This window comes from Burkholderia sp. AU4i (genome assembly GCF_000466765.1).
Classification (GTDB): Bacteria; Pseudomonadota; Gammaproteobacteria; order Burkholderiales; family Burkholderiaceae; genus Burkholderia; species Burkholderia cepacia.
This window is the reverse complement of record NZ_ASSI01000049.1, coordinates 64,599-88,945: the sequence shown is the minus strand read 5'-3', so window position 1 is coordinate 88,945 and position 24,347 is coordinate 64,599. Positions and strand designations below refer to the sequence as shown.

The 24,347-nt window shown below is 61.8% G+C and carries 25 protein-coding genes, 1 tRNA gene and 3 pseudogenes; 13 read left to right on the top strand and 16 right to left on the bottom strand.

What is annotated here, in order from left to right; all coding sequences use genetic code 11:
* Window positions 1–181: 181 nt before the first annotated feature.
* Complete coding sequence (locus L810_RS48385) at window positions 182–2,020, top strand: P-loop ATPase, Sll1717 family (RefSeq protein ID WP_021158528.1); 1,839 nt, start codon at window positions 182–184, stop codon at window positions 2,018–2,020.
* Window positions 2,021–2,742: 722 nt separating this feature from the next.
* Here L810_RS48385 and L810_RS11440 read toward each other — a convergent pair.
* Entirely contained in the window at window positions 2,743–3,408 is a 666-nt protein-coding gene (locus L810_RS11440; RefSeq protein ID WP_042974117.1) for a DUF2971 domain-containing protein, read from the bottom strand.
* A gap of 500 nt (window positions 3,409–3,908) precedes the next feature.
* Between L810_RS11440 and L810_RS11435 the strand changes: the two genes are divergently transcribed.
* Window positions 3,909–3,985: transfer RNA gene (locus tag L810_RS11435), tRNA-Met, on the top strand.
* A gap of 213 nt (window positions 3,986–4,198) precedes the next feature.
* Window positions 4,199–4,531 carry a hypothetical protein gene (locus tag L810_RS11430; protein WP_021158527.1) on the top strand — a complete coding sequence of 111 codons (333 nt, stop codon included), beginning with the start codon at window positions 4,199–4,201 and terminating at the stop codon, window positions 4,529–4,531.
* Between the two features lie 51 nt (window positions 4,532–4,582).
* On the opposite strand, the gene L810_RS11425 is transcribed toward L810_RS11430, so the two are convergent.
* Window positions 4,583–5,323 (bottom strand): SDR family NAD(P)-dependent oxidoreductase, encoded by a 741-nt coding sequence (locus L810_RS11425; protein WP_021158526.1) that lies wholly within the window; start codon window positions 5,321–5,323, stop codon window positions 4,583–4,585.
* 115 nt (window positions 5,324–5,438) lie between these two features.
* Here L810_RS11425 and L810_RS11420 point away from each other — a divergent pair, with 115 nt between their 5' ends.
* Window positions 5,439–6,053, top strand: coding sequence for a TetR/AcrR family transcriptional regulator (locus L810_RS11420; RefSeq protein WP_021158525.1), 615 nt, complete (start codon window positions 5,439–5,441; stop codon window positions 6,051–6,053).
* 35 nt (window positions 6,054–6,088) lie between these two features.
* Here L810_RS11420 and eco read toward each other — a convergent pair whose 3' ends face one another.
* Entirely contained in the window at window positions 6,089–6,589 is a 501-nt protein-coding gene (eco, locus tag L810_RS11415) for a serine protease inhibitor ecotin (RefSeq protein WP_021158524.1), read from the bottom strand.
* A 143-nt stretch (window positions 6,590–6,732) separates the two neighbouring features.
* Here eco and L810_RS11410 point away from each other — a divergent pair, with 143 nt between their 5' ends.
* Complete coding sequence (locus L810_RS11410) at window positions 6,733–7,038, top strand: hypothetical protein (protein ID WP_021158523.1); 306 nt, start codon at window positions 6,733–6,735, stop codon at window positions 7,036–7,038.
* Window positions 7,039–7,244: 206 nt separating this feature from the next.
* On the opposite strand, the gene L810_RS11405 is transcribed toward L810_RS11410, so the two are convergent.
* Complete coding sequence (locus tag L810_RS11405; RefSeq protein ID WP_021158522.1) at window positions 7,245–7,646, bottom strand: hypothetical protein; 402 nt, start codon at window positions 7,644–7,646, stop codon at window positions 7,245–7,247.
* A gap of 117 nt (window positions 7,647–7,763) precedes the next feature.
* Between L810_RS11405 and L810_RS11400 the strand changes: the two genes are divergently transcribed.
* Together L810_RS11400 and L810_RS11395 are read left to right on the top strand one after the other, a co-directional pair.
* Window positions 7,764–8,144 (top strand): DUF5594 family protein, encoded by a 381-nt coding sequence (locus L810_RS11400; RefSeq protein ID WP_021158521.1) that lies wholly within the window; start codon window positions 7,764–7,766, stop codon window positions 8,142–8,144.
* A 159-nt stretch (window positions 8,145–8,303) separates the two neighbouring features.
* Complete coding sequence (locus L810_RS11395) at window positions 8,304–9,671, top strand: MFS transporter (protein WP_034195743.1); 1,368 nt, start codon at window positions 8,304–8,306, stop codon at window positions 9,669–9,671.
* 24 nt (window positions 9,672–9,695) lie between these two features.
* Here L810_RS11395 and L810_RS11390 read toward each other — a convergent pair whose 3' ends face one another.
* From L810_RS11390 to L810_RS45035, 3 genes are all read right to left on the bottom strand, one after another.
* A complete protein-coding gene (locus L810_RS11390) occupies window positions 9,696–10,289 on the bottom strand; it encodes an AAA family ATPase (protein WP_021158519.1) in 594 nt (197 codons plus the stop codon).
* Window positions 10,282–11,703, bottom strand: a complete 1,422-nt coding sequence (gene otsA, locus L810_RS11385; protein WP_021158518.1) for an alpha,alpha-trehalose-phosphate synthase (UDP-forming) — start codon at window positions 11,701–11,703, stop codon at window positions 10,282–10,284. Before otsA ends, L810_RS11390 begins: the two co-directional genes overlap by 8 nt.
* Before the next feature lie 141 nt (window positions 11,704–11,844).
* Window positions 11,845–12,042 carry a hypothetical protein gene (locus L810_RS45035; protein WP_021158517.1) on the bottom strand — a complete coding sequence of 66 codons (198 nt, stop codon included), beginning with the start codon at window positions 12,040–12,042 and terminating at the stop codon, window positions 11,845–11,847.
* 288 nt (window positions 12,043–12,330) lie between these two features.
* Between L810_RS45035 and L810_RS11380 the strand changes: the two genes are divergently transcribed.
* Window positions 12,331–12,882 carry a hypothetical protein gene (locus tag L810_RS11380; protein ID WP_021158516.1) on the top strand — a complete coding sequence of 184 codons (552 nt, stop codon included), beginning with the start codon at window positions 12,331–12,333 and terminating at the stop codon, window positions 12,880–12,882.
* Window positions 12,879–13,373 (top strand): hypothetical protein, encoded by a 495-nt coding sequence (locus L810_RS11375; RefSeq protein ID WP_021158515.1) that lies wholly within the window; start codon window positions 12,879–12,881, stop codon window positions 13,371–13,373. Before L810_RS11380 ends, L810_RS11375 begins: the two co-directional genes overlap by 4 nt.
* 69 nt (window positions 13,374–13,442) lie before the next feature.
* Here the strand turns inward: L810_RS11375 and L810_RS11370 are convergent, their stop codons facing one another.
* The 3 genes from L810_RS11370 to L810_RS11360 form a co-directional block, all read right to left on the bottom strand.
* Window positions 13,443–14,129 carry a hypothetical protein gene (locus tag L810_RS11370; protein WP_042974092.1) on the bottom strand — a complete coding sequence of 229 codons (687 nt, stop codon included), beginning with the start codon at window positions 14,127–14,129 and terminating at the stop codon, window positions 13,443–13,445.
* A 69-nt stretch (window positions 14,130–14,198) separates the two neighbouring features.
* Window positions 14,199–14,681: a tetratricopeptide repeat protein gene (locus L810_RS11365; RefSeq protein ID WP_048028495.1), complete on the bottom strand. Its 483-nt coding sequence runs from the start codon at window positions 14,679–14,681 to the stop codon at window positions 14,199–14,201.
* A 64-nt stretch (window positions 14,682–14,745) separates the two neighbouring features.
* Complete coding sequence (locus tag L810_RS11360) at window positions 14,746–15,321, bottom strand: hypothetical protein (RefSeq protein WP_155631582.1); 576 nt, start codon at window positions 15,319–15,321, stop codon at window positions 14,746–14,748.
* A gap of 226 nt (window positions 15,322–15,547) precedes the next feature.
* Between L810_RS11360 and L810_RS45030 the strand changes: the two are divergent.
* Together L810_RS45030 and L810_RS11355 are read left to right on the top strand one after the other, a co-directional pair.
* Window positions 15,548–15,904: pseudogene (locus L810_RS45030) on the top strand (integrase core domain-containing protein); the annotation flags it as partial.
* Between the two features lie 23 nt (window positions 15,905–15,927).
* Window positions 15,928–16,179: pseudogene (locus L810_RS11355) on the top strand (IS3 family transposase); the annotation flags it as partial.
* A 174-nt stretch (window positions 16,180–16,353) separates the two neighbouring features.
* On the opposite strand, the gene L810_RS11350 reads toward L810_RS11355, so the two are convergent.
* Together L810_RS11350 and L810_RS49750 are read right to left on the bottom strand one after the other, a co-directional pair.
* Window positions 16,354–17,022, bottom strand: coding sequence for a GAD-like domain-containing protein (locus L810_RS11350; protein WP_042974085.1), 669 nt, complete (start codon window positions 17,020–17,022; stop codon window positions 16,354–16,356).
* A gap of 12 nt (window positions 17,023–17,034) precedes the next feature.
* Window positions 17,035–17,208 carry a polymorphic toxin type 15 domain-containing protein gene (locus L810_RS49750; protein ID WP_373453096.1) on the bottom strand — a complete coding sequence of 58 codons (174 nt, stop codon included), beginning with the start codon at window positions 17,206–17,208 and terminating at the stop codon, window positions 17,035–17,037.
* A gap of 23 nt (window positions 17,209–17,231) precedes the next feature.
* Here L810_RS49750 and L810_RS11340 point away from each other — a divergent pair, with 23 nt between their 5' ends.
* Complete coding sequence (locus tag L810_RS11340) at window positions 17,232–17,561, top strand: type VI secretion system baseplate subunit TssF (protein WP_021158509.1); 330 nt, start codon at window positions 17,232–17,234, stop codon at window positions 17,559–17,561.
* A gap of 57 nt (window positions 17,562–17,618) precedes the next feature.
* On the opposite strand, the gene L810_RS43950 is transcribed toward L810_RS11340, so the two are convergent.
* Window positions 17,619–18,185: a hypothetical protein gene (locus tag L810_RS43950; protein WP_051392223.1), complete on the bottom strand. Its 567-nt coding sequence runs from the start codon at window positions 18,183–18,185 to the stop codon at window positions 17,619–17,621.
* 61 nt (window positions 18,186–18,246) lie between these two features.
* The gene (locus L810_RS43945) at window positions 18,247–18,642 is read right to left on the bottom strand and encodes a DUF3592 domain-containing protein (protein WP_021158507.1); all 396 of its coding nucleotides are present in this window, start codon (window positions 18,640–18,642) and stop codon (window positions 18,247–18,249) included.
* 288 nt (window positions 18,643–18,930) lie between these two features.
* Between L810_RS43945 and L810_RS11325 the strand changes: the two are divergent.
* A pseudogene (locus tag L810_RS11325) lies at window positions 18,931–20,247 on the top strand (IS4 family transposase).
* A 622-nt stretch (window positions 20,248–20,869) separates the two neighbouring features.
* On the opposite strand, the gene L810_RS11320 reads toward L810_RS11325, so the two are convergent.
* Together L810_RS11320 and L810_RS11315 are read right to left on the bottom strand one after the other, a co-directional pair.
* Window positions 20,870–22,207: an ABC transporter ATP-binding protein gene (locus L810_RS11320; protein WP_021158501.1), complete on the bottom strand. Its 1,338-nt coding sequence runs from the start codon at window positions 22,205–22,207 to the stop codon at window positions 20,870–20,872.
* Between the two features lie 22 nt (window positions 22,208–22,229).
* The gene (locus tag L810_RS11315; RefSeq protein ID WP_021158500.1) at window positions 22,230–23,987 is read right to left on the bottom strand and encodes an ABC transporter permease; all 1,758 of its coding nucleotides are present in this window, start codon (window positions 23,985–23,987) and stop codon (window positions 22,230–22,232) included.
* Window positions 23,988–24,347: the final 360 nt, after the last annotated feature.

The following is a 24,347-nucleotide window of genomic DNA, read 5'->3' as shown; positions in this document are numbered from 1 at the left end:
GATTGAGCGGGTTCGACGCGATGTACGGATCGTTTTGTCGACATAGCCACTGGGATATCTGTCACGTGATAATGTATATATTGAGCCAAGCTCGCCCGACTTGTTGCGGCAAGCCGCCCACGACGCGTCACTAAATTTTTTAGCATCCAAAACTTCGAAAACTATAAACGGGGAAGTCGATATGAACGCAACAACATGGAAGTCATTAAATGACCTGCAGGAACCGTTCAACGACGCAGTAAACTACAAGACGAGAAAACAACGAGAATTTTTCAATAAGATTTTTCTTCGCACGGACGATCTGGCTGGCTGCCTGCAACCATCCGTATACTTTCTGATCGGAGAGAAAGGCTCTGGAAAAACCGCATACGCGGCCTATCTCGAAGCGAATGAGCTAAATTCTCATCGCTGCAAGCTTACAACAATGACAGAAAGTCAGTACAAGCGTTTCATAGAGCTAAAGAGAGACGGAAAGCTCGCCTATAGCGACTATGCCAATATTTGGCGCCCGATGCTTTTGAATATGGTTTGCCAAGCAATAGTTGAAAAGTCTAAAGGTTTTTTGGCTGGAATTACCGGGAAGTTCAAGGCAATCGAACAAGAAATAAACAAATTCAACAAAGAAGCCTTGAACCCTGAGGTTGAGGTCGCTTTTGAAATGATTCGGGAGGTAAATTTCTCGGCCGAAGTAGGTAAAGAAAAAGCGGCCAAGGGAGCCGCGGAACGAAAAAGTAAATCGACTGACACGACAGAAAAAATCAAACACCATTTGCTTGAGACGGAAGGAAGGATTAAAGCTGCCATTGCAGACATTTCGCTCAAAAACCATCACGTGATCTTCGTTGACGGAATCGATTATCGCCCGGAGTCAGTTGCCTACAAGGATTATATCGAGTGCATTAAAGGACTTGGGGAGGCGACCTGGCAGCTAAATAACGATTTCTTTGGAGATATTCGAGATTCAAAGGGACGCATCAAGATCGTTCTACTTGTTCGCCCCGATGTATTTCACGCATTGAATCTCTATAACTCAAACTCCCGACTCCAAGATAACTCCGTTTTTCTAGACTGGGCCACCACTGAAAATGCCCTGCGATCCTCTCGACTTTACGAAGCTGCGGGGAAATTCTTTTCCAGCCAACAAGCTTTTTCGGTCGATTCAGTGTCCGCAGCAGATCAGTACTTCGTCTCCTCAAAAGAGGATGCCATTTTCAGGAGACTCTTAAAAAATTCCTTTCAAAAGCCTCGAGACGTATTGACATTTATTCGAATCGCAAAAAGAATCACCATTTCAAAGCGAGCGGGCGGCAGCCTAACGTTCTTCCCCTCCGACATTGGAGTGGATTCGGACTTCACTCGCGAATATTCAGACTACCTATTGGGCGAAATAAGGAATTACGCAGCCTTCTATATGCACCAATCAGACTTCGCGAGTTATTTGAAGTTTTTCCAATATTTTAATGGGAACTCAAGTTTCGATTTTGATAGATTCTCCTCCGCATTCGAAAATTTTTCATCATGGGCAGGAGGTGAAAGCATCGCAAATCGGGAATATTTGCGTGACCCAGAAGCATTACTCCAGTTTTTTTACGACGTAAACCTCATCGGCTATAGGGAAAGCGCCCTAGAAGATTCCGATCGTTTTTTCCATTGGTCTTATCGCGAAAGATCGCTCAACAACCTATCCCCGAAAATTAAAACGTCCGGAGTTTTAATGATTAACCCGGGCGTTGCGAAGGCGTTGGACATTGGAAAAAGAACCAAGCCCACCAACGCATACCCACCATCAAAGAGAAGGAAATACAAGAACCTAAAAGGGCGAAACGCAAAAGCGAAAATTGCTTCTACGCCGCATCACGGCACATCGCAAAAATTGCCAAATAGCGCGCCGGGACTAGGGGGTGTAAAACAAGGCACCAATGCAACAAATAATCTTTCAGAGGTGACGCGACCACCACGCCGTAACCGTTCGACGCGGCGGCCGAAGAAGCGAACGTCACCCCCCAATTCCCACCACTGATGGCGAGGCGCCGCTATGGCTGTTCGCGGTACGGTGCAAATGACCGGCGTCCTCTCGATGCGACCACCAAGGCCTGGTTGTGCTGTTGGCAGCATTGGGTCGACAAACGGCATCCATGGTGATCCATGAAGAACCACAAAGAAACACCATGCCGATCTACAATTAGTGACCACGGTTGCCAATTAACGGCATACCAAAATCAGACTGCGCCTAGCTCGACGGAGCGGAAGTCGGGTTCCCTTACCTGATCGGCGCGGTTCCTCATAAGGTCCGCGTGAGGGTGACCTGATCTCAAGGCCGGCACACTCGGATACGTGACATCGATCGTCAAGTCGCAATCAGCTCGGGACCATCCGTCTCGTCGGATTTGCGAACCCGCGTTGAGGAAATCAACATCGAAGTCGCGTGCCACTCCGGATGTCGCGCGAAGCCAACCGCTCGAATGTAGCTGAGGGGCATTCTCAATCTATGGGAGGCGGCCGCCAAACCGTCAGACCGTTTTTCGTCTAGGCCGCCCGTTCCCGCACGCTGGAAAAAATCCCCATTTCACACTTTTTTAAAAGCAGTTAACAAGAGCGCAAACGGCTCAACCCCTTATCGGGAAAGGGATTCCCGGCGATTGAGGCGATGTTAAAGCGCAACCATGTTGTTAAAGGTCAGCTAACATCCTTCAACGGGCTCCGATCACGCCCAAACGGCCACCCTGCAAAGCACAACCAACGTTACGGCATTAGCGATAACGACGGCGCGTCCTTTTTACGGACAATCCGAAACGACTGGAACGCAGGCCGTGCGTGAAACAGTTCGACGCTCTTTCGAGGGCGTCCGATGAGCTTGGCGAGTTGCTCCACGCTCCCAGAGCATCGATGGCCCAAGATCACCTCGCGTAGCGTGAAGTGAGGTTCAAAATCTAAAAAATACAACCCGTTTTCCGGATCTCGATCACTCAGGCCGGCAAAACAGCGCCACTCCCGCTCGTATTCCCAATCCCGAAACTTCGTCGTCAAAATGGCACGCATGTGAGAGTCGTTCAACAGCTTGCCGTTGCCAATCTGTTCGAGCAGCCCCTTCAAGCGCCGCGGCTCGTACCTGACTTGGTGGGCTTCCGCGTCAGTGACGTCGAATCCGAGGCATACGCCCTGATGCTTGTGTCCGTAGTGCGCCCACATGACGGGGCTATCCCACGTCCGGCTTGTGCAGAGCATTCCAATGGACTTCGACAGATGGCCGTATAGAACCCGATATAGTTGTCGAGCACGTCTCTCGCCTACATTGGCACCCAGAAGCTCGAAGGGGTCGTTGGCTTCCGGTACGGTTGACAGTTTGAGTCGCTTGTCTTTCAGGATGCGTTCGGCGTACTGTAGCTCGGTGAGGTAGTAAAGTCGCATGGTCTTCTCTCCGCCGACCGGTACCCGACCTTCGCGCCGGCAATTTTTGTCCGCTCGTAGCCTGCCGTAAACGCTCGTGCACATCAACCACACGCACCGATCCCTTTTAGTGGATTGTTTGGTGGGTAGATGAACACAGCACCCTGAAACCTACCGTCCATATTGGCTCATAGGCGGACACCGCTGCTCCCTCGCGGCCTCAATTGATAGGGGGTTGTTTTGGGGGTCTTTTCGCCGACAGCCCCCCGCTACTCCTTCCCTGTCGTATAGCCATGGATTCTGTCGGGGACCAGCCAGGCCTCAAGCCTTCATCCACTTTCCCACGATCAAGTACCGCAACGACGGCGACGAAAAACGCACGACGTCGAAGCAGATGGGCATGCGTCATCAGCCAACCCACACGCCGGATCGCCGCACCCGGTGAAGGTGAACCACGGCTTCCATTCGACACAAGTCAAAGATCGTTTGACTCTCGGCATCAGCCCAAGTACACTTCGCGCCGCGGGGTGGAGCAGTCTGGCAGCTCGTCGGGCTCATAACCCGAAGGTCGTAGGTTCAAATCCTACCCCCGCAACCAATACCGAAGCCCGCTTTGCGAAAGCAAGCGGGCTTTTTGCTTTCCGCATGCACTGCTGCGTGTGCACCGCCTGGCAGGCATCGCAGACAAATTGCGGAACATTCAGCCGCCGGCACCACCTGCGACACGCGATCGCATCCTGCCCGATCGCCGCAGCCCCACGTCAGACATTGCGTAGAATTCCGAACCTTCTTCAGCATCCGGACTTCCGCAATGATTCGAACGATCGCGGCACTCGCCGCGCTTTCCGCGATTACCGGCACGGCGAACGCCGCCGACACCGTCACCGCGCCCGCGAAGCAGCGCTATGTCAGCCCCGGCATCGCCAACATCGCGAACGCAGCGGCACCGCGCCCGGATAACCCCTCCCCCGACTCACGGTGCCGTGAACTATCCGCCGGCATCGACGCCGTGACGCACACCCCCGACCGCGGCCAGAAGGTCGTGCGCGGGATGGGCCCGGACGGCAAGCCGCGCAACGAACTGCGCGCTTACGACAAGCGCGCCGATCTCGAAGCCGAGCATCAACGGCTCGGCTGCCGATAACGAACGCCACGCCGCCCGGTCCACTCACACCGGGCGTCCGCCATCACGCGATCACGCGTTCGCGCCACCGTCGATCGTCAACCCGGTCCCGTTGATCGACCGCCCTTCCGGCCCGACGACGAATGCGACGAGCGCCGCGACGTCGTCGGCCTTGCCGTACTGCGGGATCGCCATCCGAGAACGCTGCGCGCCGGCGTGTTCGCCGTCGGCCGGATTCATGTCGGTATCCGTCGACCCCGGATGCACGATATTGACCGTGATGCCACGCGGGCCCAGATCGCGCGCGAGCCCCTGAGTCCAACCGATCAGCGCGGCCTTGCTCGCCGCATAGAGGCTCATCCCCGCATCGGGCACGCGCGTGGCGAGGCAACTGCCGGTCGACACGATGCGCCCGCCCTCGCCGAGATGCCGCGCCGCAGCCTGCGACGCGACGATCACCGCGCGCACGTTCACGTTCAGCGTCGCGTCGATATCGTCGAGCGTGAGATCGTCCAGCCCGCCGGCCCGGTAAATCCCCGCGTTGTTGACGAGGATGTCGAGACCGCCGAACGCCTCCGCGGCACGATCCACTGCATCGCGCACGGCCACCGGATCGGCGCTGTCGGCCTGGATCGCGGTGGCGCGCCGGCCCAGCGCCTCGATGCCGGCAACGACGGCCTGCGCCCGCTCGGCCGATTTCTCGTAGGTAATCGCGACGTCCGCGCCGTCGGCCGCCAGCCGTTTCGCGATCGCCGCACCGATACCGCGGCTGCCGCCCGTGATGATTGCACGCTTGCCCTGAAGTCGATTCATGTCGGTTCCTTTCCTCATTTATGTAACGACCGACACAGAATGTGGCAAGTTGCGCGGCACAGTCAATTGATTTATTTTATCGATCGATACAGATATCGACGAAGGAACGGACGCAATGGCTGAACGGGGCCGACCGAGGAGCTTCGACAAGGAAGCGGCGCTGGAACGCGCGATGGAGGTGTTCTGGCGCCTCGGCTACGAGGGCGCGTCAATGACCGACCTGACGGCCGCGATGGGCATCGCATCGCCGAGCCTGTATGCGGCGTTCGGCAGCAAGGAAGCATTGTTCCGGCAGGCGCTCGAGCACTACCGCGCAACGGAGGGAAAAGAAATCTGGGGGGGCGTCGAGGAGGCCGGCAGCGCACACGACGCCGTGCGGAACTACCTGATGGATACCGCACGCGTGTTCACGCGGCGGTCGAAGCCGGCTGGCTGCCTGGTCGTGCTGTCGGCGCTGCATCCGGCCGAGCGCTCGGATACGGTTCGGCAAACGCTGATCGCGATGCGCGAGGGCACGGTCGAGAGCCTGCGCGAGCGCCTCAGGCAAGGTGTCGCGACCGGCGAGATCTCGGCGCACGCGAACCTCGACGCGATCGCGCGGTACTACGTAACCGTCCAGCAGGGGATGTCGATCCAGGCGCGCGATGGTGCGAGCCGTCGCGATCTCGAGGCTGTCGCGATGGCTGCGCTGGCCGCGTGGCCAGCGCTCGTCGGTATGGGCGGCGCGTAGCGGCAGGACGCCTCCGCACACGGCCGCCCCGCGCGTTACTGCCTTTCAGCGTGCTGCACGTCCTTCGACGCATGCCACACGCGATACCGCACCTCGAAACCGTCCGGCACATAGACGACGAGCGGCAGGCGGCTGTTGTAGCGCAGCAGCTGGCCATCGCCGCGCACCTGCACGAACCGCTGCTGCGGCGCCTGGCCCGGGCACGCCATCAGCGTCGACGCCGGGCCCTTCACGTCGGTGAGCTGGTAGTACGTATAACCCCAGCCCTTCACGTCCTCGGCGGTCAGCTCGCCGCCGAACCACTGCTGGTTGCAGTCGGTCTGCAACGTCTTGCCGATCATCAGCTCGACGCGCGCATCGCCTTCGTTCTCGAGCGCGGGCAGCGCGATCACGACGCGCTGCTGGCCGGCAGCTGCCTGCGGAAACATCTTGATCGACTCGGCCGGCACGGCGGGCGCCGATGCAGGCGCGGCCACGCAGGCGGCGGCAGTCGTCACGCACAAGGCGGCCAGCGCGGCCCGGATCGCGAATTTCATCGAGGTACTCCTGAAAAACAAATGAGCTCCGGATGCTAACACTTTCGTCGCATGACCTTACGGCGCCGTAATTTGACGACACAATTGCAAACAGCTGGCAATCCCCTTGCGCGGTACTTATAGGGGAACCAACGGAGAACATCATGCTGAAGCTCATTGCTGCCGCCGGCGTCGCGACCTTGCTGGCCGGTTGCGTCGTCGCCCCGGACGCCGGATACGGCTACGGCCAGCCCTACTATTCCGATCCGGGCTACGCATACGCGCCGTCCCCCGTGTACGGCACGGTCAACATCTGGGGCGGTGGCGGCGGACGCGACTGGGATCGCGGCCGGCGCGACTACCATCGCTGGGACGGCGATCGCGGCAACCGCGGTAACGGCTGGGGGCACGGCGGCGGACGCCGCGGCGACTGGAACGATGGCGGCGGAGGCGGCGGCCATCGCCACTGACGCACAATTGCAACCGTTTGTATCCGCGCACGGCCCGCCGATGGGCGGTCGTGCCGGTCTTGTGTTACTCAGACGAACGGACTCCCGCGCAAAAAACAAAGGCCCTCGCACGAAGCGAGGGCCTTTTGTCGTCCGGTGCGGCGAAGCGAACGTCGGCGGCGCAGGCCGCCCGGCACCGGCCGTTCACGCGTCACGCATCCGCCCGCTTACCATCCGGCCGGCTGCGCGTAGCCGCCCCGCACCGGCGCGCCGCACACATACGCGCGCTGGTAGCGGTCGTAGCAATAGTTCGGGCCGTCGTCCTGGTACTGTGCCTGCTGGTAGGTCGGATAAGCAGGCTGCTGGTACGCGGGGGCCTGGTAGTACGTCGGCGGCTGATAGGCCGGTGCCTGGTACACGGGCGCCTGATACGCGACGGGCGGATTCATCGCGGACGTCACGATCGCGCCCAGCACCGCGCCGCCGATCAATGCGCCGATGACGGCGCCGCCGTCGCGGCCATGCGCGGACGCCGGACCCGCCACGGCAAGCGAACCGGCGAGGACACACACTGCGGCAATTTTTTTCATGATGGGCTCCCACGCGAAGTGGTACTGGATGCGATGCATTGTGGCGGCAGGCGGCCGTAATAGATGCAGCAAGTGGTAACGCGCGATTACCGCTGTCACGCACACCGAAATGCGGCGCCGCCATGCTAGGATTTTCGGCATACAGGAGACGCCTTCATGCAGCCCGAAACCGCCCGCCGTTTCGATACAGAATTCGCCCCGCGCATCGCACAGGCGATCGCCGCCTTCTTCGCCGATCACGTGCTGACCGACGTCGTCCCGTATGGCGGCCACGGGCACCCGACGCGCGTGCAGATCCGCAGCGCGCCGCACGAGCATGTCAGCGGCTTCGAGCATCCGCTGAACCTCCAACTGACCTGGGACACCGACGAAATCGAGCGGCTGATGGAACCGGACGGCCCGCGGCGCTTCGAGCACTACCTGGCTGCCCTCCCGAAAAAACTGGGCGCATGGGAGGGCGCGCGCGACATCGATCTCCTGTCGCGCACGCAGGCCGACCCGCTCGTGCGGCTCGGCGGCCTCGACTTCGAAGGCTGAGTGCCGGCGTCGCGCCATGCGGCCCGGTGATACACTCGGCCGGCCCCGCCCCGGTGCAGTCTCGCCGGCCGGGCCGCTCATCGCCGCCTCCACCCTCCCGCATGGTTGCGCACGCAACCGGCAGCCGGGCGCGCGGACAACCACGCATCTGCTCCCGCCATGAACGCCGATACCGGCCTGCCGCTTCCGCAACGCTACTGGGCGATCCTCTGCGTCGCACTGGGCATCACGCTCGCCGTGCTCGACGGCGCCATCGCAAACGTCGCGCTGCCGACGATCGCACGCGACCTGCACGCGTCCGACGCCGCATCGATCTGGATCGTCAACGCATACCAGCTCGCGGTCACGATCACGCTGCTGCCGCTCGCCTCGCTCGGCGAGCGCATCGGCTATCGCCGCATCTACGTCGCGGGGCTCGCGCTGTTCACCGCGGCGTCGCTCGGCTGCGCGCTCGCCGGCTCGCTGCCGATGCTGGCCGTGATGCGCGTGATCCAGGGGTTCGGCGCGGCCGGCATCATGAGCGTCAACGCGGCGCTCGTGCGGATGATCTACCCGTCGTCGATGCTCGGGCGCGGGCTGTCGATCAACGCGATGGTCGTGGCGCTGTCGTCGGCGATCGGGCCGACGGTCGCGTCCGCGATCCTGTCGTTCGCATCGTGGCCGTGGCTCTTCGCGGTCAACGTGCCGATCGGCATCGCCGCGGTGATCGGCAGCCTGCGCGCGCTGCCGTCCAACCCGCTGCACGATGCGCCGTACGATTTCCCGAGCGCGCTGATGAACGCGTGCGTGTTCGGTCTGCTGATCACGGCGGTCGACGGGCTCGGCCACGGCGAAGGCCATGCGTACGTCGCGGCCGAGCTGGCCGTCGCGTTCGTCGTCGGCTACTTCTTCGTGAAGCGCCAGCTGTCGCAGCCGGCGCCGCTGCTGCCCGTCGACCTGATGCGCATCCCGATGTTCGCGCTGTCGATCTATACGTCAATGGCGTCGTTCACGTCGCAGATGCTCGCGTTCGTCGCACTGCCGTTCTGGCTGCAGCACTCGCTCGGCTTCTCGCAGGTCGAGACGGGCCTCTACATGACGCCTTGGCCGCTCGTGATCGTGTTCGCCGCGCCGCTCGCGGGCGTGCTGTCGGATCGTTATTCGGCGGGCATCCTCGGCGGAATCGGGCTCGCCCTGTTCGCGGCCGGGCTGCTGTCGCTCGCGACGATCGGCGCGCACCCGGGCACCGTCGACATCGTGTGGCGGATGGCGCTGTGCGGTGCAGGCTTCGGGTTGTTCCAGTCGCCGAACAACCGCGCGATGCTGTCGTCGGCGCCGCGCGAGCGCAGCGGTGGCGCGGGCGGCATGCTGAGCACCGCGCGGCTGACCGGTCAGACGCTCGGCGCCGCGCTCGTCGCATTGATTTTCGGGCTCGTCCCCGATCGCGGGCCGACGATTGCGCTCTATGTCGCCGCGGCATTCGCGGCGGTGGCCGCGCTCGTCAGCATGCTGCGCATCGCGTCGCCGCGACCGGACGCGGCAACCTGACAACGTCGCGCGCCGCTCCGCGCGTCATTCGGCGTCGAGCGCGTCCATCACGAAACGCACACGCGCCTGCACGCTCTCGCGCGGCAGTTCGATCAGCCGATAGCCGTACGACGTATAGCACTCGACCATCGCGTCGTAGGTGCGCACGGCTTCCGCGAAATCCTGCCGGCGCTCGGTGTCCTGCGCATAGATGTCCGGCCACGGCGGCGCGATGAACACGCGCGGGTGATAGCGGAAACGGTTGGCCGCGGCCTCCGCATGCGCGGGCACGGCCAGCCCCGTCAGCCGCAGATAGCCGATCACGTCCGGCACGCCGCGATCGAAGAACACAGGCCCGCGCGCATGCCGCGCGAGATCGTACGAGCGCATCTCCCAGCTCAGCATCAGCTCGGCAAACGCGGCCGGGTCGCGCCACGGCAACGCGTGACCGTCGATCGCCATCTGGTCGCGGATCACGCCCCGCCCGGCTTCCTGCGAGCGCGCGCAACCGGCGCGCTCGAGCGCATCGAGCAGCGTGCTCTTGCCCGAACCCGGGCCACCGGTCACGACGAAAAAGCGGCGGGTGGCGTCGTCGCTCGTGTCGTCGGCGGCGCCGGGCCCCTGTACGACCTCACGCATGCACGCCCCGCCGGCCCGCGCGCCGCGTGACCGACGCGGCGGCCGCGACACTGCGCAAGTCGGCGACGAACGTATCGCGCCAGACCGACAGGTCGTTCCCGCGCAGCCGCGCGAGGTTCTCCTCGTGGCGCGCCTGCCGCTCCGCGAGCGGCATCGACAGCGCGCGCTCGAGCGCCTCGGCCATCTGCGACAGGTCGTACGGATTGACGAGGAGCGCACCGGTCAGCTCGGCCGCCGCGCCCGCGAACTCCGACAGCACGAGCACCCCCGGATCGGCCGGATCCTGCGATGCCACGTACTCCTTCGCGACGAGGTTCATCCCGTCGCGCAACGGCGTCACGTAGCCGACCTGCGACATCCGGAAGAACGCCATCAGCAGGTTGCGCTCGTACTTGCGGTTCAGGTACTGGATCGGCGTCCAGTCGAGCTGCGAGAAGCGGCCGTTGATGCGGCCGGCCTCGCCTTCGAGCGTTTCGCGAATGTGCTGATAGGTCTGCACGTCGGAACGCGTCGGCGGCGCGATCTGCAGCAGCGACACGCGCCCCTGCCAGCCGGGCGCATTCGCGAGCATCCGCTCGAACGACTGGAAGCGCTCGACGAGCCCCTTCGAATAATCGAGGCGGTCGACGCTCATCACCAGCTTGCGGCCGTCGAGCGCCTCGCGCAGCATCTTCACCGGCTTGCGCGCGCCGTACTGGACGGCCGCCTGCGCGATCGCGTCGGGATAAACGCCGATCGGATAGGCGGCGACCTTCACGACACGCCCGTGCGCGTGCAGCATCCCGTCGTCGCTCGCCGCGCCGATCCCGCGCCGCTCGATGTAGTCGGTGAACGCCTGCTTGTCGGCCTCGGTCTGGAAGCCCGCGACGTCGTATGCGCACATGAATTTCACGAGTTCCTCGTGCGGCGGCACGAGACGCAGCATGTCGGGCGACGGAAACGGGATGTGCAGGAAGAAGCCGATCGGATTCTTCACGCCAAGCTCGCGCAGGTAATGCGCGAACGGCAGCAGGTGATAGTCGTGCACCCAGATCAGGTCGTCGGGGCGCAGCAGCGCGGCGAGCTGCTTCGCCAGCATCGCGTTCACGCGCAGATAGCCCGCGTACTCCTGGCGGTCGAAGCGCGCGAGATCGCCGCGGTAATGGAACACCGGCCACAGCGTCGCGTTCGAGAAGCCGCGGTAGTACTGGTCGTAGTCGCGCCGGGTCAGCCCGACCGTCGCATAGGTCACGTTGCCGTCCCGCTGGATCGCGGGCTCGGCATCCGGCGCACCGACGATCTCGCCGTTCCAGCCGAACCAGACGCCGCCCGTTTCCTTCAGCGCGTCCATCACGCCGACTGCCAGGCCACCGGCGCTCGGGCGCGTGTCCTCGCCGGCGGCGACACGGTTCGATACCACGATCAATCTGCTCATGCGGCTTTCCCTCCTCGATTCGATGGGCTGGCGCGCGGCGCGCGCCAAGGCTGGCACGGCGGCCCGAAGGCGGCCGTGCGGCGATTCAGACGTGAGAAATGCAGGTGTGAAAGGCTGCGGCGGAATACGACGGCAACGACATCAGGCGTCCTGCTCCTGACCGAGATCCCGCTGATAGTCGAGCCCTTCCGGGCGGGCACCGCCCTGGTTGTGATCGCCGTCGGACGGCGTCTCGCCGGGCGCACCGGCAGGCGGTGCCGATGGCGCGTCGGTCTGCGGATGCGGGCGATCCGCCCCTGCGTCGGGCGGCCGGGGCGAAAACCGTTTCGAACGTCGCATGGCCGGGTGTCTCATGTGCGGCGCGGCCCGAGGCCGTCGTAGAAACATTCCATAACTGAAAAGTCTAGGTCGCTTCCTTGCACGCCAAAGTAACAATTACCTTCAATTTGTAACGTTTCGACCCCTCCCGATCCACCTGTCCGACAATAACGCCGCGCGTACGCGCGCGGGATGCCGTCCGGCGATTTGTCAAAGCTTTGCATTTTTCCTATGACAATTGCGAAACAATGACGCGGCATGAGGGCGCGCACGCGTTGCCGCTCACCCAGACAGGACTTGCACTCAGGGATGAACACTCGTTTCGAATCGCCGCGCCGGGCCATCCCGGCGCGCGTCGTGCTGGCCGCGATCGCCACGGCCGCACTGCTGTCCGGCTGCAACTCGCTGTACAGCGAGGGCGCGACAGCCGGCGCCGGTATCGCGGGTGCCGCGATCGCCTCCAAGGTCACCAACAACGCCGCCGTCGCGACGGGCATCGGCCTCGGCGCCGTCGCCGGTGCGCGTGCGGGCGTCCAGTACTCGCAGCGCGTCGCACACCGTTACACACAGGAACAGATCGCGAAGGCGGCCGGCCCGCTCGACGTGGGCGGCGTCGCGCCGTGGTCGACGCACCACTCGTTCCCGATCGAGGACGACGAACAGGGCCGCGTGACGGTCAGCCGGATGATCAGCATCGGCCCGCTCGACTGCAAGGAAATCGTGTTCGCGGTCGACACGCCCGCGAAAGCCGACAAGGCCGCGCAATCGGCGTTCTACGTCGCCACGATCTGCCGCGACGGCCCCGTGTGGAAATGGGCGTCGGCGGAACCGGCGACCGAACGCTGGGGCTCGCTGCAATGAGCGTCGCGATCCGTATCGCGGCCATCGGCGCGCTGTGCGCGGCGGCGGCCACGCTGTCGGGCTGCGGGTCGGTCGGCGCGGCGAGCGGCGCGCTGGCCGGTGCGGCGACGGGCCTCGTCACCGCGAACCCGGCGGTCGGCGTCGGCGTCGGGATCGCCGTGCAGGCCGCGACCGACGAAGCCGTCAACCGCACGATGAAGCAGCTCCATCAGAATCAGCAGGACGCGATCGCGAAGACGGCCGGCAGTCTCGCCGTCGGCGAAGTGAAGCCGTGGAAGGTGAAGAACACGCTGCCGCTCGAAAACGGCGAAGGCGAAGTGCGGGTCACGCGCGCGTACTCGTCGGCGCTCGCGCTGTGCAAGGAATTCGCGTTCTCGGTGAAGGACGGCGACAAGGCCGACTGGTTTTTCGCGAATGCGTGCCAGCAAGGCACGCACTGGAAGTGGGCGTCGGCGGAGCCGGCGGTCGATCGGTGGGGGAATTTGCAGTAGCGGAGCGGTGTGCCGCGCGCCGGTCAATCAATGCGCGTCGCTCATCGGACACACTGGTGGTCCGGGCGATCAGATCGATGCGCCTGTACGTAGATTGAACGCAGCCCGCATGATATCCGGGGCGATCATTTCCATTCGACTCAGCTCGGCAAGCACCGCCGCAAGCATGTCATCGACATCAGGATCCACCGCCCTCATGTGCTTCAACACTGCGGGCCGAAAGGCTTCGTCTTCGTTGATACCCGACTCCCCCGTCTGGCGTCGCGCACGATACAGCACGCCCACCCAATAACGAGTGCGCTCGATTGCGCTCCATCCCGCATACGTATTCAGGAACTTCGCTCGTTCGATTGCCTGCCGAACGACCGGCTCGGGCTCGTCCAGAAACGGCACAAAGAACATCTGTTCGCCGACGGCAAGCTTCGACGACGTCACCGGATCGTGTGCGGTATAGGTTTCATAGCGAACGTCGGTATCGGCCTCGAGCCTATTGCCTACGTGCACGCGGATCCCGTCTTGCAGCACCATCTGACGCTCCGGCGGAAATTGCGCTTCGCGCTCGCCGCGCGACAGCAGACGCCCTAGCCTCGGGGAAAACTCGATTTCGTGCTGACGACCGATTCGCGCGTCGACATACCAAACGATGACGGTTTGCGACTCCGCATTCTCGAACGCCGTCAGAAAATCAGTCTCTGAGATCAATGCTGCCAACGATGAAGGCAGCACGGAATACGGCAAGCTGTCCCGCTTCAACATCACGACTCCCCAAGCCATTCGCCCGGATTCCGGGCCGGGTACCGCACACTTCACATCCGGAGGCAGCCGTTACAGACGTGCGCGAAGCTGCGCCACCCTTTCCTTGATCTTCGCGGACAGCGCATCGTCCGGGTCGTAAGTCAGGCACCGCTCGAGATCGGCGATCGACGCGTTGATATCACCCAGCGTCTCGTATGCCCTGGCGCGATTGAAATAGACGAAAGGCTGGTCGGGATTGAGCTTCAGCGCCTTGTCGAAGTAATCGAGCGACTTCTGGTAGGCGCCGCCTTCGAGGTAAATCGTCGCGAGCGTGCAATACGCCGACGGATCCGTGTAGCCCAGCTCGATGGCCCGGTTCAGATCGTTCAGCGCGAGCGCTGTCTTCTTGATCATCGCGAAGGTCGTGCCGCGATCGGCATACGTCGCCGCGTCTTCCGGCGCCACCTTCAGGATGTCGCCGTACAGTCCGAGCGCATCCTCGATGCGCCCCTGCGACACGAATCCGCGTGCCCGCATGCGCATCGGTGAAAAATCGGGGTTCTTATCGGTCATTCAATTCAGCTCCAAAAACTTCGCACGCGCATTATCCGCTTCGCTGTCCGGAAGCCGCCCCGGCTCAGCGAACCGCTTTCTCGATGAGCCCTTTCAGGTAGTTCTCGAGCGCACCGAACCTGACAATCGATGCGTTTCGCCTGGTTGGATGAGGAGCCGCCGCAGCTTTCACGGCTTCCGGCAGATCGTCCCTCAACCACAACTCGGGAATCTGTAATCGGGCGTACGATTCACCGTCAATTTCCTCCAGAACCATGTGGCCGCGCCATGGATATTCGTTAAACACACCGGACACCTGATGCACGAAGAGCAACGCCCGCTCCCCGATCTGGAGCGGTACGTTCCCCCACGTCGCAGGCCCGCTGTAAAACTCGAACTCCGTTCCGAGACGATCCGGCGTGATGCCCTTCCCGCAGGAATAGATCTGCTCGATTTTTGCGCGAAAAACGTGCGGACTCGGCGAATCGATGACGGACACGACCACCAGGTCGTGCATACCAGCAGCGACAGAATAGAGACTCTCTGACATGTGGTGAAGTGGTGGACGGTGTCCGAGGTGAACGAAGCGTTGTCGCCGAAGAGTGAAACCGGGCGCGGCATCGTCGCCGAACACCATTCTCAGCGCTTCCGGCAGGCGCACGATCCGACAATCAGGTATCCATGGCCGGGCGCCCGTTGCGAACGCCGGGGTCGGGCCGCGGGCCCTTGGCCCGCGACGGCAGCATCGAGCCGCTGGGGGCATCCGGGCGATTCCGGCGGGATGCGCCAGAGTCGCCCCGCCAGCATCAGGTCTCGACGTCCTCGAGACTCAATACTTGCTCACGAAATAAAACCAAAAATTATCATAGTGTTACCAAAACCCGCCAGCAGAGAGTTCAGCTGTTTATAGTGCCGACCTCAACGAATTCTGGTCGAATCATCCACCGACCGGGGATGCGATCGACCAACGAATTGATGAGTGGCAGTTCGACTATAACTGGCGGCGCCCGCACGGCTCACTTGGTGGCAAGACGCCCATCGATCATATAGCGGAGTTAAGCGAAATTACGCCTCTCGCGGAGGAGTTGGAAAGTGCCTAGGACGAAACGAAAGAACGAATTCGCCACCGTGAATGGCGCGTCGACAAGCCCCTCGCAGGACATCACCGGCGCGTGGTGGAGCTCGCGTCTCCTAACGGAGCCTCGAGCTCCACCACGGAACGAAAAAGGCGCATCAAGAAGTGAAACGATGTCCGTGAATCGCACACCTGAAGGCGCACCATATGGTTCCAAGCATGAGTCGGCGCGGTAATTGCCACGACAATGCCGTGGCCGAGAGCTTCTTCAGCGCCCTAAAAAAGGAGCGAATCAAGCGGCGCATCTATCCGAGTCGGGCGACCGCGACCTCGGACCTGTTCGATTACATCGAAATGTTTTATAACCCGGTTCGTCGGCATGGTTCCACCGGCGATCTTTCACCGATTGAGTTTGAGCGGCGCTACGCGCTAAACGGCTCGTGAGTGTCTATGAAACTCTGGCCGGTCCAGGCCGTCCACTTCGGCTCATCGCAGTTTTCCCCAACTACAGTCCTTCTCTTTTACCCATTGAAACTGCCACAGTTATCAGCGAAGCATCGAACGCTAACCGAGTGATCAGTTTCTGACGCGTACGTACGTGGCACCTGCAATATCGTGTTAGAGCAATCCAGCATCTCGCGCATCTTGAGCAATGTCGCGCATAACGTGCAGTTCCGTCACCTGAGACAAAATATCTAGATGAACATGTGCATCGAGCCTTTGAAGCCGCTCGAGCACCGGCGTCCCGCCCAACGCGAGCGCTGGCACGAACCCGTACATCGTGGTGTGATCGAGGGGGCCCAACTTCTCGAGCGCACGATCAAACAACGGGGCCTTATCGTTATCCAGGAAATCAAACGCATCTTTCGAACAGGTACTGAAGAAGAGTTGAATTGCTAAATCCGCCTCCCTTCTTTCGAACTTACTATCATCGAACGACGGGAAGACCATGCCATATGGCGCAATGACTTTTAGCGACTGGCCTGTCTTTTCGCCCCATAGAATCAATTCGCCAAAAGCCGTACGCGCAATCACGTAGTACGCATCGCGCTCCATGAATTCCGTCTCACCAATCCAAGCTTCTAGCTCATCTTCCCATTCGTCTGGGTCGACGGTCCAGAGCAAACCCTTGGCATAGCCGCACCACCCGTACTCCTGCCAGTAGTCCAGCAGTTTGTTTGGCAGCTTGCCCCGGAATTTCTCGATCTTTTCAGAGGGCACGTCACGCCGATCGATTGCCGGGCCGAATTCCTTGAACCCGAGAAAATTCTCCATGAACTGATCCATTTCACTTCCTCACTATTTGCATCGCTTGAGTTTAGCGCTCATTTTAGTCCCTCCTCGCTCCGCCTCCGGGACATTCTTCGCCGCTTCGTCCAACTCAGCTACACGATCCTTCCACTGCGATCCGATGGACGAGTTTACGCCGCGATCACCCATCATGGTGACGACATCCTTACCACCCGCGATCATGTCCGGGTTATGCAACGCAGCCAATGTCTTCATCCGCTCGGCCGCCACGCGCGAACGTCATCGCACAACGCAGCATCGACGCAATCACCGGACTTGACTATCAGCCTGCTATCAAATGGATGTCGCTAGCCAGCCAATTTCCGTCGTTCGTGCGCGGGGTGGAAATCATCGTCTCGCTGGACGATGGTGCACTACGCGACGTCACATTGAGCCTGTTCGCCCAGGTGCTCGATCGACTCTTCGCACCCTATGCGCCGGCGAATAGCTACGTCCAACTGATCTTCCGATCAGCGCAACGTGGGACGGAGTTGCTGCGCCGCCCCGCTCAGCCGGGGATTCGGCCCATACTCTAGCCAATCGGCGACGACGGAAGCCTGTCGCGCTGCGTCAACCGATCCGCGTTTCGATGATCAGTTCACGCCCGGCAATTCGCTGACCGGCCCCTGCTTCGGAATGGGCTCCGTACCTTGATATGTCATTTGGCCAAACATGAGCCCGATACCGAGGGAATCCGCCAGCCCTTCCATTTGACCTTGCGTTTTGATGAAAATTGGTGCCGACATGATTGCCTGCCGCATGAAAATCCCTCCCGCCACTGGGACCGTGGCGAGTTTCATCAGACGCGGATCGATTCCTGCGAGCATAAACGTGCCGCTCCAGCCCGCAAGATAACCAATTGACCAATCAATATAGATCACACCACCTTCAAAGTTCTTGAGCTGCAATTCTTGACCACGGAAAGCTTCCGTCATATACACATCGCCATCGCTGTCGAAGCCTTTTGTTGCGCCCGCCCCACTAACGCCGTGCCCACGGACATTAAGCTTCGGTAATTCGAATTTACCCAGCTTGAGCCACTTCAAAATGGGAACCGACACCCCCATACCTGTGCCGATGTATGCGAACTGCTCGAGCTGACCCGAAGGGGGTTTAAGTACAATGACGCCGCCCGAGGCGAGAAACAGGTCAAGACCCACACCACCGCCCGCTCCGGTCTTGAATTTCCACTGACTCTCTCAGTGTCTTTATCCACATGGTTTATCCATATTTTGGCCGAAACGACTCTCCGGTCAACCCGGCGTACAGGAACGCAATTGCAAACACGGCCGATATAAGAGTCTCAAGCCACATGTTGGTAAACGTATCGACTTTCGCTGTTGCAAGTGGCTTGGTCGGATCGTAGCGGACAGGAACAGAATCGCCGACTTCCACTGAGACAAAGCTCCCGGGAAACGATAGGTGCTCGCCAGCTTGCGTTACAAAGGAAATCTCGGGGTGACGCTCGCCATAGTCCAGTCGGACGACCGTGCCTTGCGTTGCAACCGAAGATTTAATGAAGGTCAGCTTGTCGCTGAGCGAAATCAGCGTCCAGACAACTGCGCACAGGCCGATCATCAATGCGACGTAATTGAACTTGCGTGCTTTACTGGTCACTGTCTTTCCTGATTTTGAATGTTGCGTTCAAACTTCCTGGCATGCTTCACGAGATCTTGCACGGTTCGCGGCACTCACGAAGTGCTGCGCGGTAAGCTTATTAAAATAGACAGCCAGCGGGGGCTATCCCCATGTCGTTATACACAACGTCGCTGTCGTTCCGCGACGGCGAAAGAGCTCGTTTACTTTCAATGACATAGAGCAGCGCTTGTAAACTGTCGGTGTTTCGCGTTTACTCTCCGCTTTTGAGCGCACGCCTTGGTCACCGAATCGACGCGCTGGACGCAAATGGAATTCGAGCAACTGGACCTTGGCGACGCGCGCCTGAACAAGCGAGCGAGGCTTTTGATGGAAAGGATGGCGGCCGACCCGACGGACAACGTGCCGCAGGCATGCCAAGGTTGGGGCGAAACGATAGCGGCATATCGCTTCTTCGATAACGAGAAGGTTCAATGGCATGCGATTCTGGAGCCGCACTGGCAGCAGACGCAAAAGCGAATGCAGGCGCATCAGGTCGTGCTCTGTCTTGAAGACACCACTGAGCTTGATTTTAAGGGTCAGGATGCGCTCGGCTTGGGGCCGCTGACGTATGAGGCGCAGCGCGGGATGTTTGTTCACCCGACCTATGCGGTAACGCCCCAGCGCGAACCGTTGGGCATTCTAGATGCCTGGATGTGGGCCCGCGAGAAGAAGGACGATTCGGGCCAGTGTGGCGGTCCGAAGGAAAGTTTGCGTTGGATCGAAGGCTACGAGCGCATCGCCGAGATGGCGCTGGATATGGGGTTGACCCGTCTGGTGCATGTGGCCGACCGCGAAGCGGATCTGATCGCGCTGATGGAACGCGCCGATGATCTGGGCAAACCGGCCGACTGGCTGGTACGTACCTCGCACAACCGCAGCTTGCCCGAGGACGACAGACTGTGGGAGCGCGCGACGTGCGGCGAAGCCGTGGGCGAAATCGCCTTCCCGATGGCCGCCAGGGTGTGAAAGCCAGAACGGTTCACCAGCGCCTGTGGCTGCAGCGCATGCAGTTGACCGCAGCAAGCAAGGGAAAAAGCATCGCTGCAACGTGCCTGGTCGCGCGCGAGTTTGACGCGCCTGACGGCGTCAAACCGATCGAATAGCGCTTGCCGACCAACCGCGTCGCGAGCACGCTGGATGAAGCGACCGAATTGATCGAGTGGTATCGGGCCAGATGGGAAATCGAGATCCTGTTCAACGTTCTGAAGAACGACTGTCAGGTCGAAGAGTTGCAGTTGGACTCGATTGAACGACTCGAGCGCGCATTGGCGCTGTTTCTGGTGGTGGCTTGGCGCGTGACACACCTGATGCGGCTGGGTCGAACCTGTCCTGATTTGGACCCGCGTCTGTTCTTCGATCCCGATGAAATCGGCTGCGTACTTGCTCACGAAAACACCTCGATCTGCCCAACCCACGCTCAACGAGGTATTGCGCTTGGTCGCACGCCTCGGTGGTTTCCTCGCTCGCAAGAGCGACGGCGAACCCGGCGCCGAGACGATTTGGAAGGGAATCACGAAAGTTCATATCGCCGCGGAAACCATGCGCCTATTGCGCGAAGACGGTAACGCCGACACTTCTGTATAGCGACATGCCCTATGCGGATCGCTAAAAAATCCGGCTTTTTATCGGTCATTCCATTCAACCGCCGAAAATGTAGTTTGGCCAACCTTGAGAGGTCGGCCAACCAACGCTCTCCCTCGATACAATCAAATCGACGCGCCTGTTCGTTGATTGAACGCAGCTCGCATGACGTCAGGGGCTACCATTTCCATTCGACCCAATTCAGCAAGAATCGTCGGAAGGATGCCGTCAATCCCGGATGTCAGGATTTAATGTTCAGTGTCGAAAGCAGCCCGATCGATCAGCAGATCAATCCGTAATATCTATTGCCGATCGACGAGCGTGATCGCGCGTCGAAGCACACCGCACCGACGCGGCAGGCATTCAATACGTGGTGAAGTGGAGAACGGTGTCCGAGGTGAACGAAGCGTTGTCGCCGAAGAGTGAAACTGGACGCGGCATCGTCGCCGAACACCATTCTCAGCGCTTCCGGCAGGCGCACGATCCGACAATCAGGTATCCATGGCCGGGCGCCCGTTGCGAACGCCGGGGTCGGGCCGCGGCCCTTGGCCCGCGACGGCAGCATCAAGCCGCTCGGGGCATCCGGGCGATTCCGGCGGGATGCGCCAGAGTCGCCCCGCCAGCATCAGGACTCGACGTCCTCGAGACTGAAAATCTCCGTCTGGTCGTTGTACGAGAAGATCTCGCCGTAACGCCCCCAGTCGATCACCGCGTCGAGCGTTTCCTCGGCGGCACCGTCCGACAGGAAATCCTCCAGCTCCTGCTCGAAGCGCACGCGCGGCGCGCGATGGCCGGGGCGCTCGTTCAGCACCTTCTTGATCCGCGCAGCGAGCGGCACGTGCTTCAGCAGGTGATCCGCGAACATCAACTTGCGCTCCTGCGTGCCGAATTCCGCGAACACGCGCCCCGGCGGCGTCAGGAACACGTCCCCTTCCCGCACGTCCGCGAAGCCGAGGTATTGCAGCACTTCGGCGATCGGGAACAGGTCGTCGACCTCGAGGTGCAGCGTACGCGCGATTTCCGGCATGTCGGCGCGACCGTGGTACGGCGCCATCGCGAGCGTCTCGATCAGGCCGGCCATCAGGTTGGTCGACACCTGCGGCAGCCAGCTGCCGAGCTCGAGCCCCTTCTTCGTCGCTTCGCCGGTCTGCCGCGCCGTCATCTTCGCGTAGATGTCGTCGACGAGCTTGCGGAACGCCGGGTCGAGCCGGTTGCGCGGATGCTTGAACGGCACCTTGATCTCGGCGATCACGCGGCCCGGGTTCGACGACAGCACGAGGATCCGGTCGCACATGAACACCGCTTCCTCGATGTTGTGCGTGACGATCAGCACCGACTTGATCGGCATGCGGCCCTGCGTCCACAGGTCGAGCAGGTCGGTACGCAGCGTCTCGGCGGTCAGCACGTCGAGCGCGGAGAACGGCTCGTCCATCAGCAGGATCGTCGGATCGACGACGAGCGCGCGCGCAAAGCCCACACGTTGGCGCATGCCGCCCGACAGCTCGCGCGGGTACGCGTTCTCGAAACCGTCGAGACCGATCAGGTCGATCGCGGCGAGCGCACGCTCGCGCCGCTCGCGTGCGCCGACGCCGAGCGCCTCCAGCCCGGCTTCCACGTTCTGCAGCACGGTGAGCCACGGGAACAGCGCGAAGGTCTGGAACACCATCGCGACGCCTTCGGCCGGGCCGCGCAGCGGCTTGCCGAGGTAGGTCACCTCGCCGCCGGTCGGCTCGATCAGCCCGGCGATGATGCGCAGCAGCGTCGACTTGCCCGAGCCGGAACGGCCGAGCAGGCCGACAATCTCGCCTTCGCGCAGCGACAGGTTCGCATCGTCGAGCACGAGCAGCTCGCCCTGCGTCTTGTTGAAGCCGCGACAGACGTGATCGACGCGCAGGATTTCCTCACCGAGGCGCGGCGGCTGGTTCGTCTGGACGGGGGCGTTTACAGCATTCGGATTGTGCATCGCGTTTCGCTCTCAATCGGTCTCAGTCGAGCCGCAGCTTCGCCTCGGCGAAGGCATACAGCGGACGCCACAGCAGGCGGTTGAACAGGGTAACGAACAGGGACATCACGGCGATGCCCAGGATGATCTTCGGAAAATCGCCGGCGGCGGTGGTCTGCGCGATATAGGCACCGAGGCCGTGCGCCTCGATCCTGGTATTGCCCCACTGCACGGCTTCCGACACGATGCTCGCGTTCCACGCGCCGCCCGATGCGGTGATCGCGCCGGTCACGTAGTACGGGAAGATGCCGGGCAGGATCGCCTGCCGCCACCACTGCCAGCCGCGGATGCGGAAGTTCGTCGCCGCTTCGCGATAGTCGTTCGGGTAGGACGTCGCACCGGCGATCACGTTGAACAGGATATACCACTGCGTGCCGAGCACGATCAGCGGCGACAGCCAGATGTCGGCGTTCAGGTGGAAACGCGCGATCACGATCACGAACACCGGGAACAGAAGGTTCGCCGGGAACGCGGCAAGGAACTGCGCGAGCGGCTGCAGCTTCTCGGCGAGCCGCGGGCGCAGCCCGATCCACACGCCGATCGGCACCCAGATGACCGACGCGATCGCGATCAGCACGACCACGCGCAGCAGCGTGATGAGCCCGAGCACGACCACATGGCCGACCTCGGCCATCGTCACGCCGGTCGCGACGAAGCTGACGACGCGCCACACGATATAGGCCGTGCCGAGCAGCACGAGCGCGGCCCATGCGATGTCGACCGTGCGCGACGCCTTCTTCTCGACTTTCGGCAGCGTGAAGCGCATCGCGCCCGACAGCGGCAGGCGCAGCGGAATCCGCGCGGCCTTCGCGAAGAACCAGCCGGCCGGCACGAGCAGCTGATGAATCAGGCGCGTGCGGCGGACGAGGTCGAGCAGCCAGGATTGCGGCGCGTCGCCCGACGCGGTGTTCTCCATCCGGAACTTGTCGGCCCACGCGATCAGCGGGCGGAACAGGAACTGGTCGTACGCGAGGATCACGACGGTCATCGTGAGGATCACCCAGCCGATCGCACCGAAGTTCTTGTCCGAGATCGCCTGCGCGAGGTACGCGCCGATGCCCGGCAGCGTGATGGTCTGGTTGCCGACGGTGATCGCCTCCGACGCGACGACGAAGAACCAGCCGCCCGACATCGACATCATCATGTTCCAGATCAGGCCGGGCATCGAGAACGGCACTTCGAGCTTCCAGAAGCGCTGCCAGGACGTCAGGTGAAAGCCTCGCGACACTTCGTCGAGGTCGCGCGGCACCGTGCGCAGCGACTGGTAGAAGCTGAACGTCATGTTCCACGCCTGGCTCGTGAAGATCGCGAAGATCGCCGCGAGCTCGGCGCCGAGCACGCGGCTCGGGAACAGCGCGAGGAAGAACGTGACGGTGAACGAGATGAAGCCGAGCACCGGCACCGACTGCAGGATGTCGAGGATCGGGATCAGCACCATGCCGGCACGGCGGCTCTTGGCCGCGAGCGTGCCGTAGACGAGCGTGAACGCGAGCGACGCGACCATCGCGGCGAGCATCCGCAGCGTGGTGCGCAACGCGTATTCGGGCAGGTTCGACGGGTCGAGCGAGATCTTCTGCGTCTGCAGGGTGCCGATCGGCGCCATCGTTTCGTGGAAACCGACGACCGCCATCGCGATCAGGCAGATGATCAGCGGAAACGCGATGAAATCCCACCGGTTCGGCAGAACGCGCCATGCGGACGCGTTGGCGGTCCGGTTCGGATTGAAGAATCCGACGTCCATCAGGCGCCCTCCCCGGTAAGGCCGAACGAAGCCGGCAGTCGATGTTGATTCATGGCAAAGCGCACGGGTGCGGTAATTCGATTGACTGACGATCGCGCGCGAGCGCGGTGCGCCGTGCGTGCACGCGCTGCCGCGCGCCGGACGAGCCGGCCCGCGACGGCACGACACTACACCAACCTGTATTTCAGGTACAACCGTCCGGGAACGGCGCAGGCGGCGCACGGATCGTGCCTGGCGCGCGGGCGAATGACGGGTGCGCGGTACAAGCAGCCCGGCCGCACTCCTTCGGCCGGCACGCAGGCCCGAATTATGCCGTGATCCGGCCCGGCCGGGAACCCGCCCGCCGCACGCACGCGCAAA

Coding starts and splice junctions, on each gene's coding strand:
- L810_RS11350 (WP_042974085.1), bottom strand. CDS start 17,022: ATGGATCAGTTCATGGAGAATTTTCTCGGGTTCAAGGAATTCGGCCCG.
- L810_RS11425 (WP_021158526.1), bottom strand. CDS start 5,323: ATGAATCGACTTCAGGGCAAGCGTGCAATCATCACGGGCGGCAGCCGC.
- L810_RS11380 (WP_021158516.1), top strand. CDS start 12,331: ATGAACACTCGTTTCGAATCGCCGCGCCGGGCCATCCCGGCGCGCGTC.
- L810_RS11430 (WP_021158527.1), top strand. CDS start 4,199: ATGATTCGAACGATCGCGGCACTCGCCGCGCTTTCCGCGATTACCGGC.
- L810_RS11320 (WP_021158501.1), bottom strand. CDS start 22,207: ATGCACAATCCGAATGCTGTAAACGCCCCCGTCCAGACGAACCAGCCG.
- L810_RS11365 (WP_048028495.1), bottom strand. CDS start 14,681: ATGACCGATAAGAACCCCGATTTTTCACCGATGCGCATGCGGGCACGC.
- L810_RS11390 (WP_021158519.1), bottom strand. CDS start 10,289: ATGCGTGAGGTCGTACAGGGGCCCGGCGCCGCCGACGACACGAGCGAC.
- L810_RS11400 (WP_021158521.1), top strand. CDS start 7,764: ATGCAGCCCGAAACCGCCCGCCGTTTCGATACAGAATTCGCCCCGCGC.
- L810_RS49750 (WP_373453096.1), bottom strand. CDS start 17,208: ATGATCGCGGGTGGTAAGGATGTCGTCACCATGATGGGTGATCGCGGC.
- L810_RS11440 (WP_042974117.1), bottom strand. CDS start 3,408: ATGCGACTTTACTACCTCACCGAGCTACAGTACGCCGAACGCATCCTG.
- eco (WP_021158524.1), bottom strand. CDS start 6,589: ATGAAATTCGCGATCCGGGCCGCGCTGGCCGCCTTGTGCGTGACGACT.
- L810_RS11370 (WP_042974092.1), bottom strand. CDS start 14,129: ATGTTGAAGCGGGACAGCTTGCCGTATTCCGTGCTGCCTTCATCGTTG.
- L810_RS11410 (WP_021158523.1), top strand. CDS start 6,733: ATGCTGAAGCTCATTGCTGCCGCCGGCGTCGCGACCTTGCTGGCCGGT.
- L810_RS11340 (WP_021158509.1), top strand. CDS start 17,232: ATGTCTTCATCCGCTCGGCCGCCACGCGCGAACGTCATCGCACAACGC.
- L810_RS11375 (WP_021158515.1), top strand. CDS start 12,879: ATGAGCGTCGCGATCCGTATCGCGGCCATCGGCGCGCTGTGCGCGGCG.
- L810_RS45035 (WP_021158517.1), bottom strand. CDS start 12,042: ATGCGACGTTCGAAACGGTTTTCGCCCCGGCCGCCCGACGCAGGGGCG.
- otsA (WP_021158518.1), bottom strand. CDS start 11,703: ATGAGCAGATTGATCGTGGTATCGAACCGTGTCGCCGCCGGCGAGGAC.
- L810_RS11315 (WP_021158500.1), bottom strand. CDS start 23,987: ATGGACGTCGGATTCTTCAATCCGAACCGGACCGCCAACGCGTCCGCA.
- L810_RS11405 (WP_021158522.1), bottom strand. CDS start 7,646: ATGCATCGCATCCAGTACCACTTCGCGTGGGAGCCCATCATGAAAAAA.
- L810_RS11420 (WP_021158525.1), top strand. CDS start 5,439: ATGGCTGAACGGGGCCGACCGAGGAGCTTCGACAAGGAAGCGGCGCTG.
- L810_RS11395 (WP_034195743.1), top strand. CDS start 8,304: ATGAACGCCGATACCGGCCTGCCGCTTCCGCAACGCTACTGGGCGATC.
- L810_RS48385 (WP_021158528.1), top strand. CDS start 182: ATGAACGCAACAACATGGAAGTCATTAAATGACCTGCAGGAACCGTTC.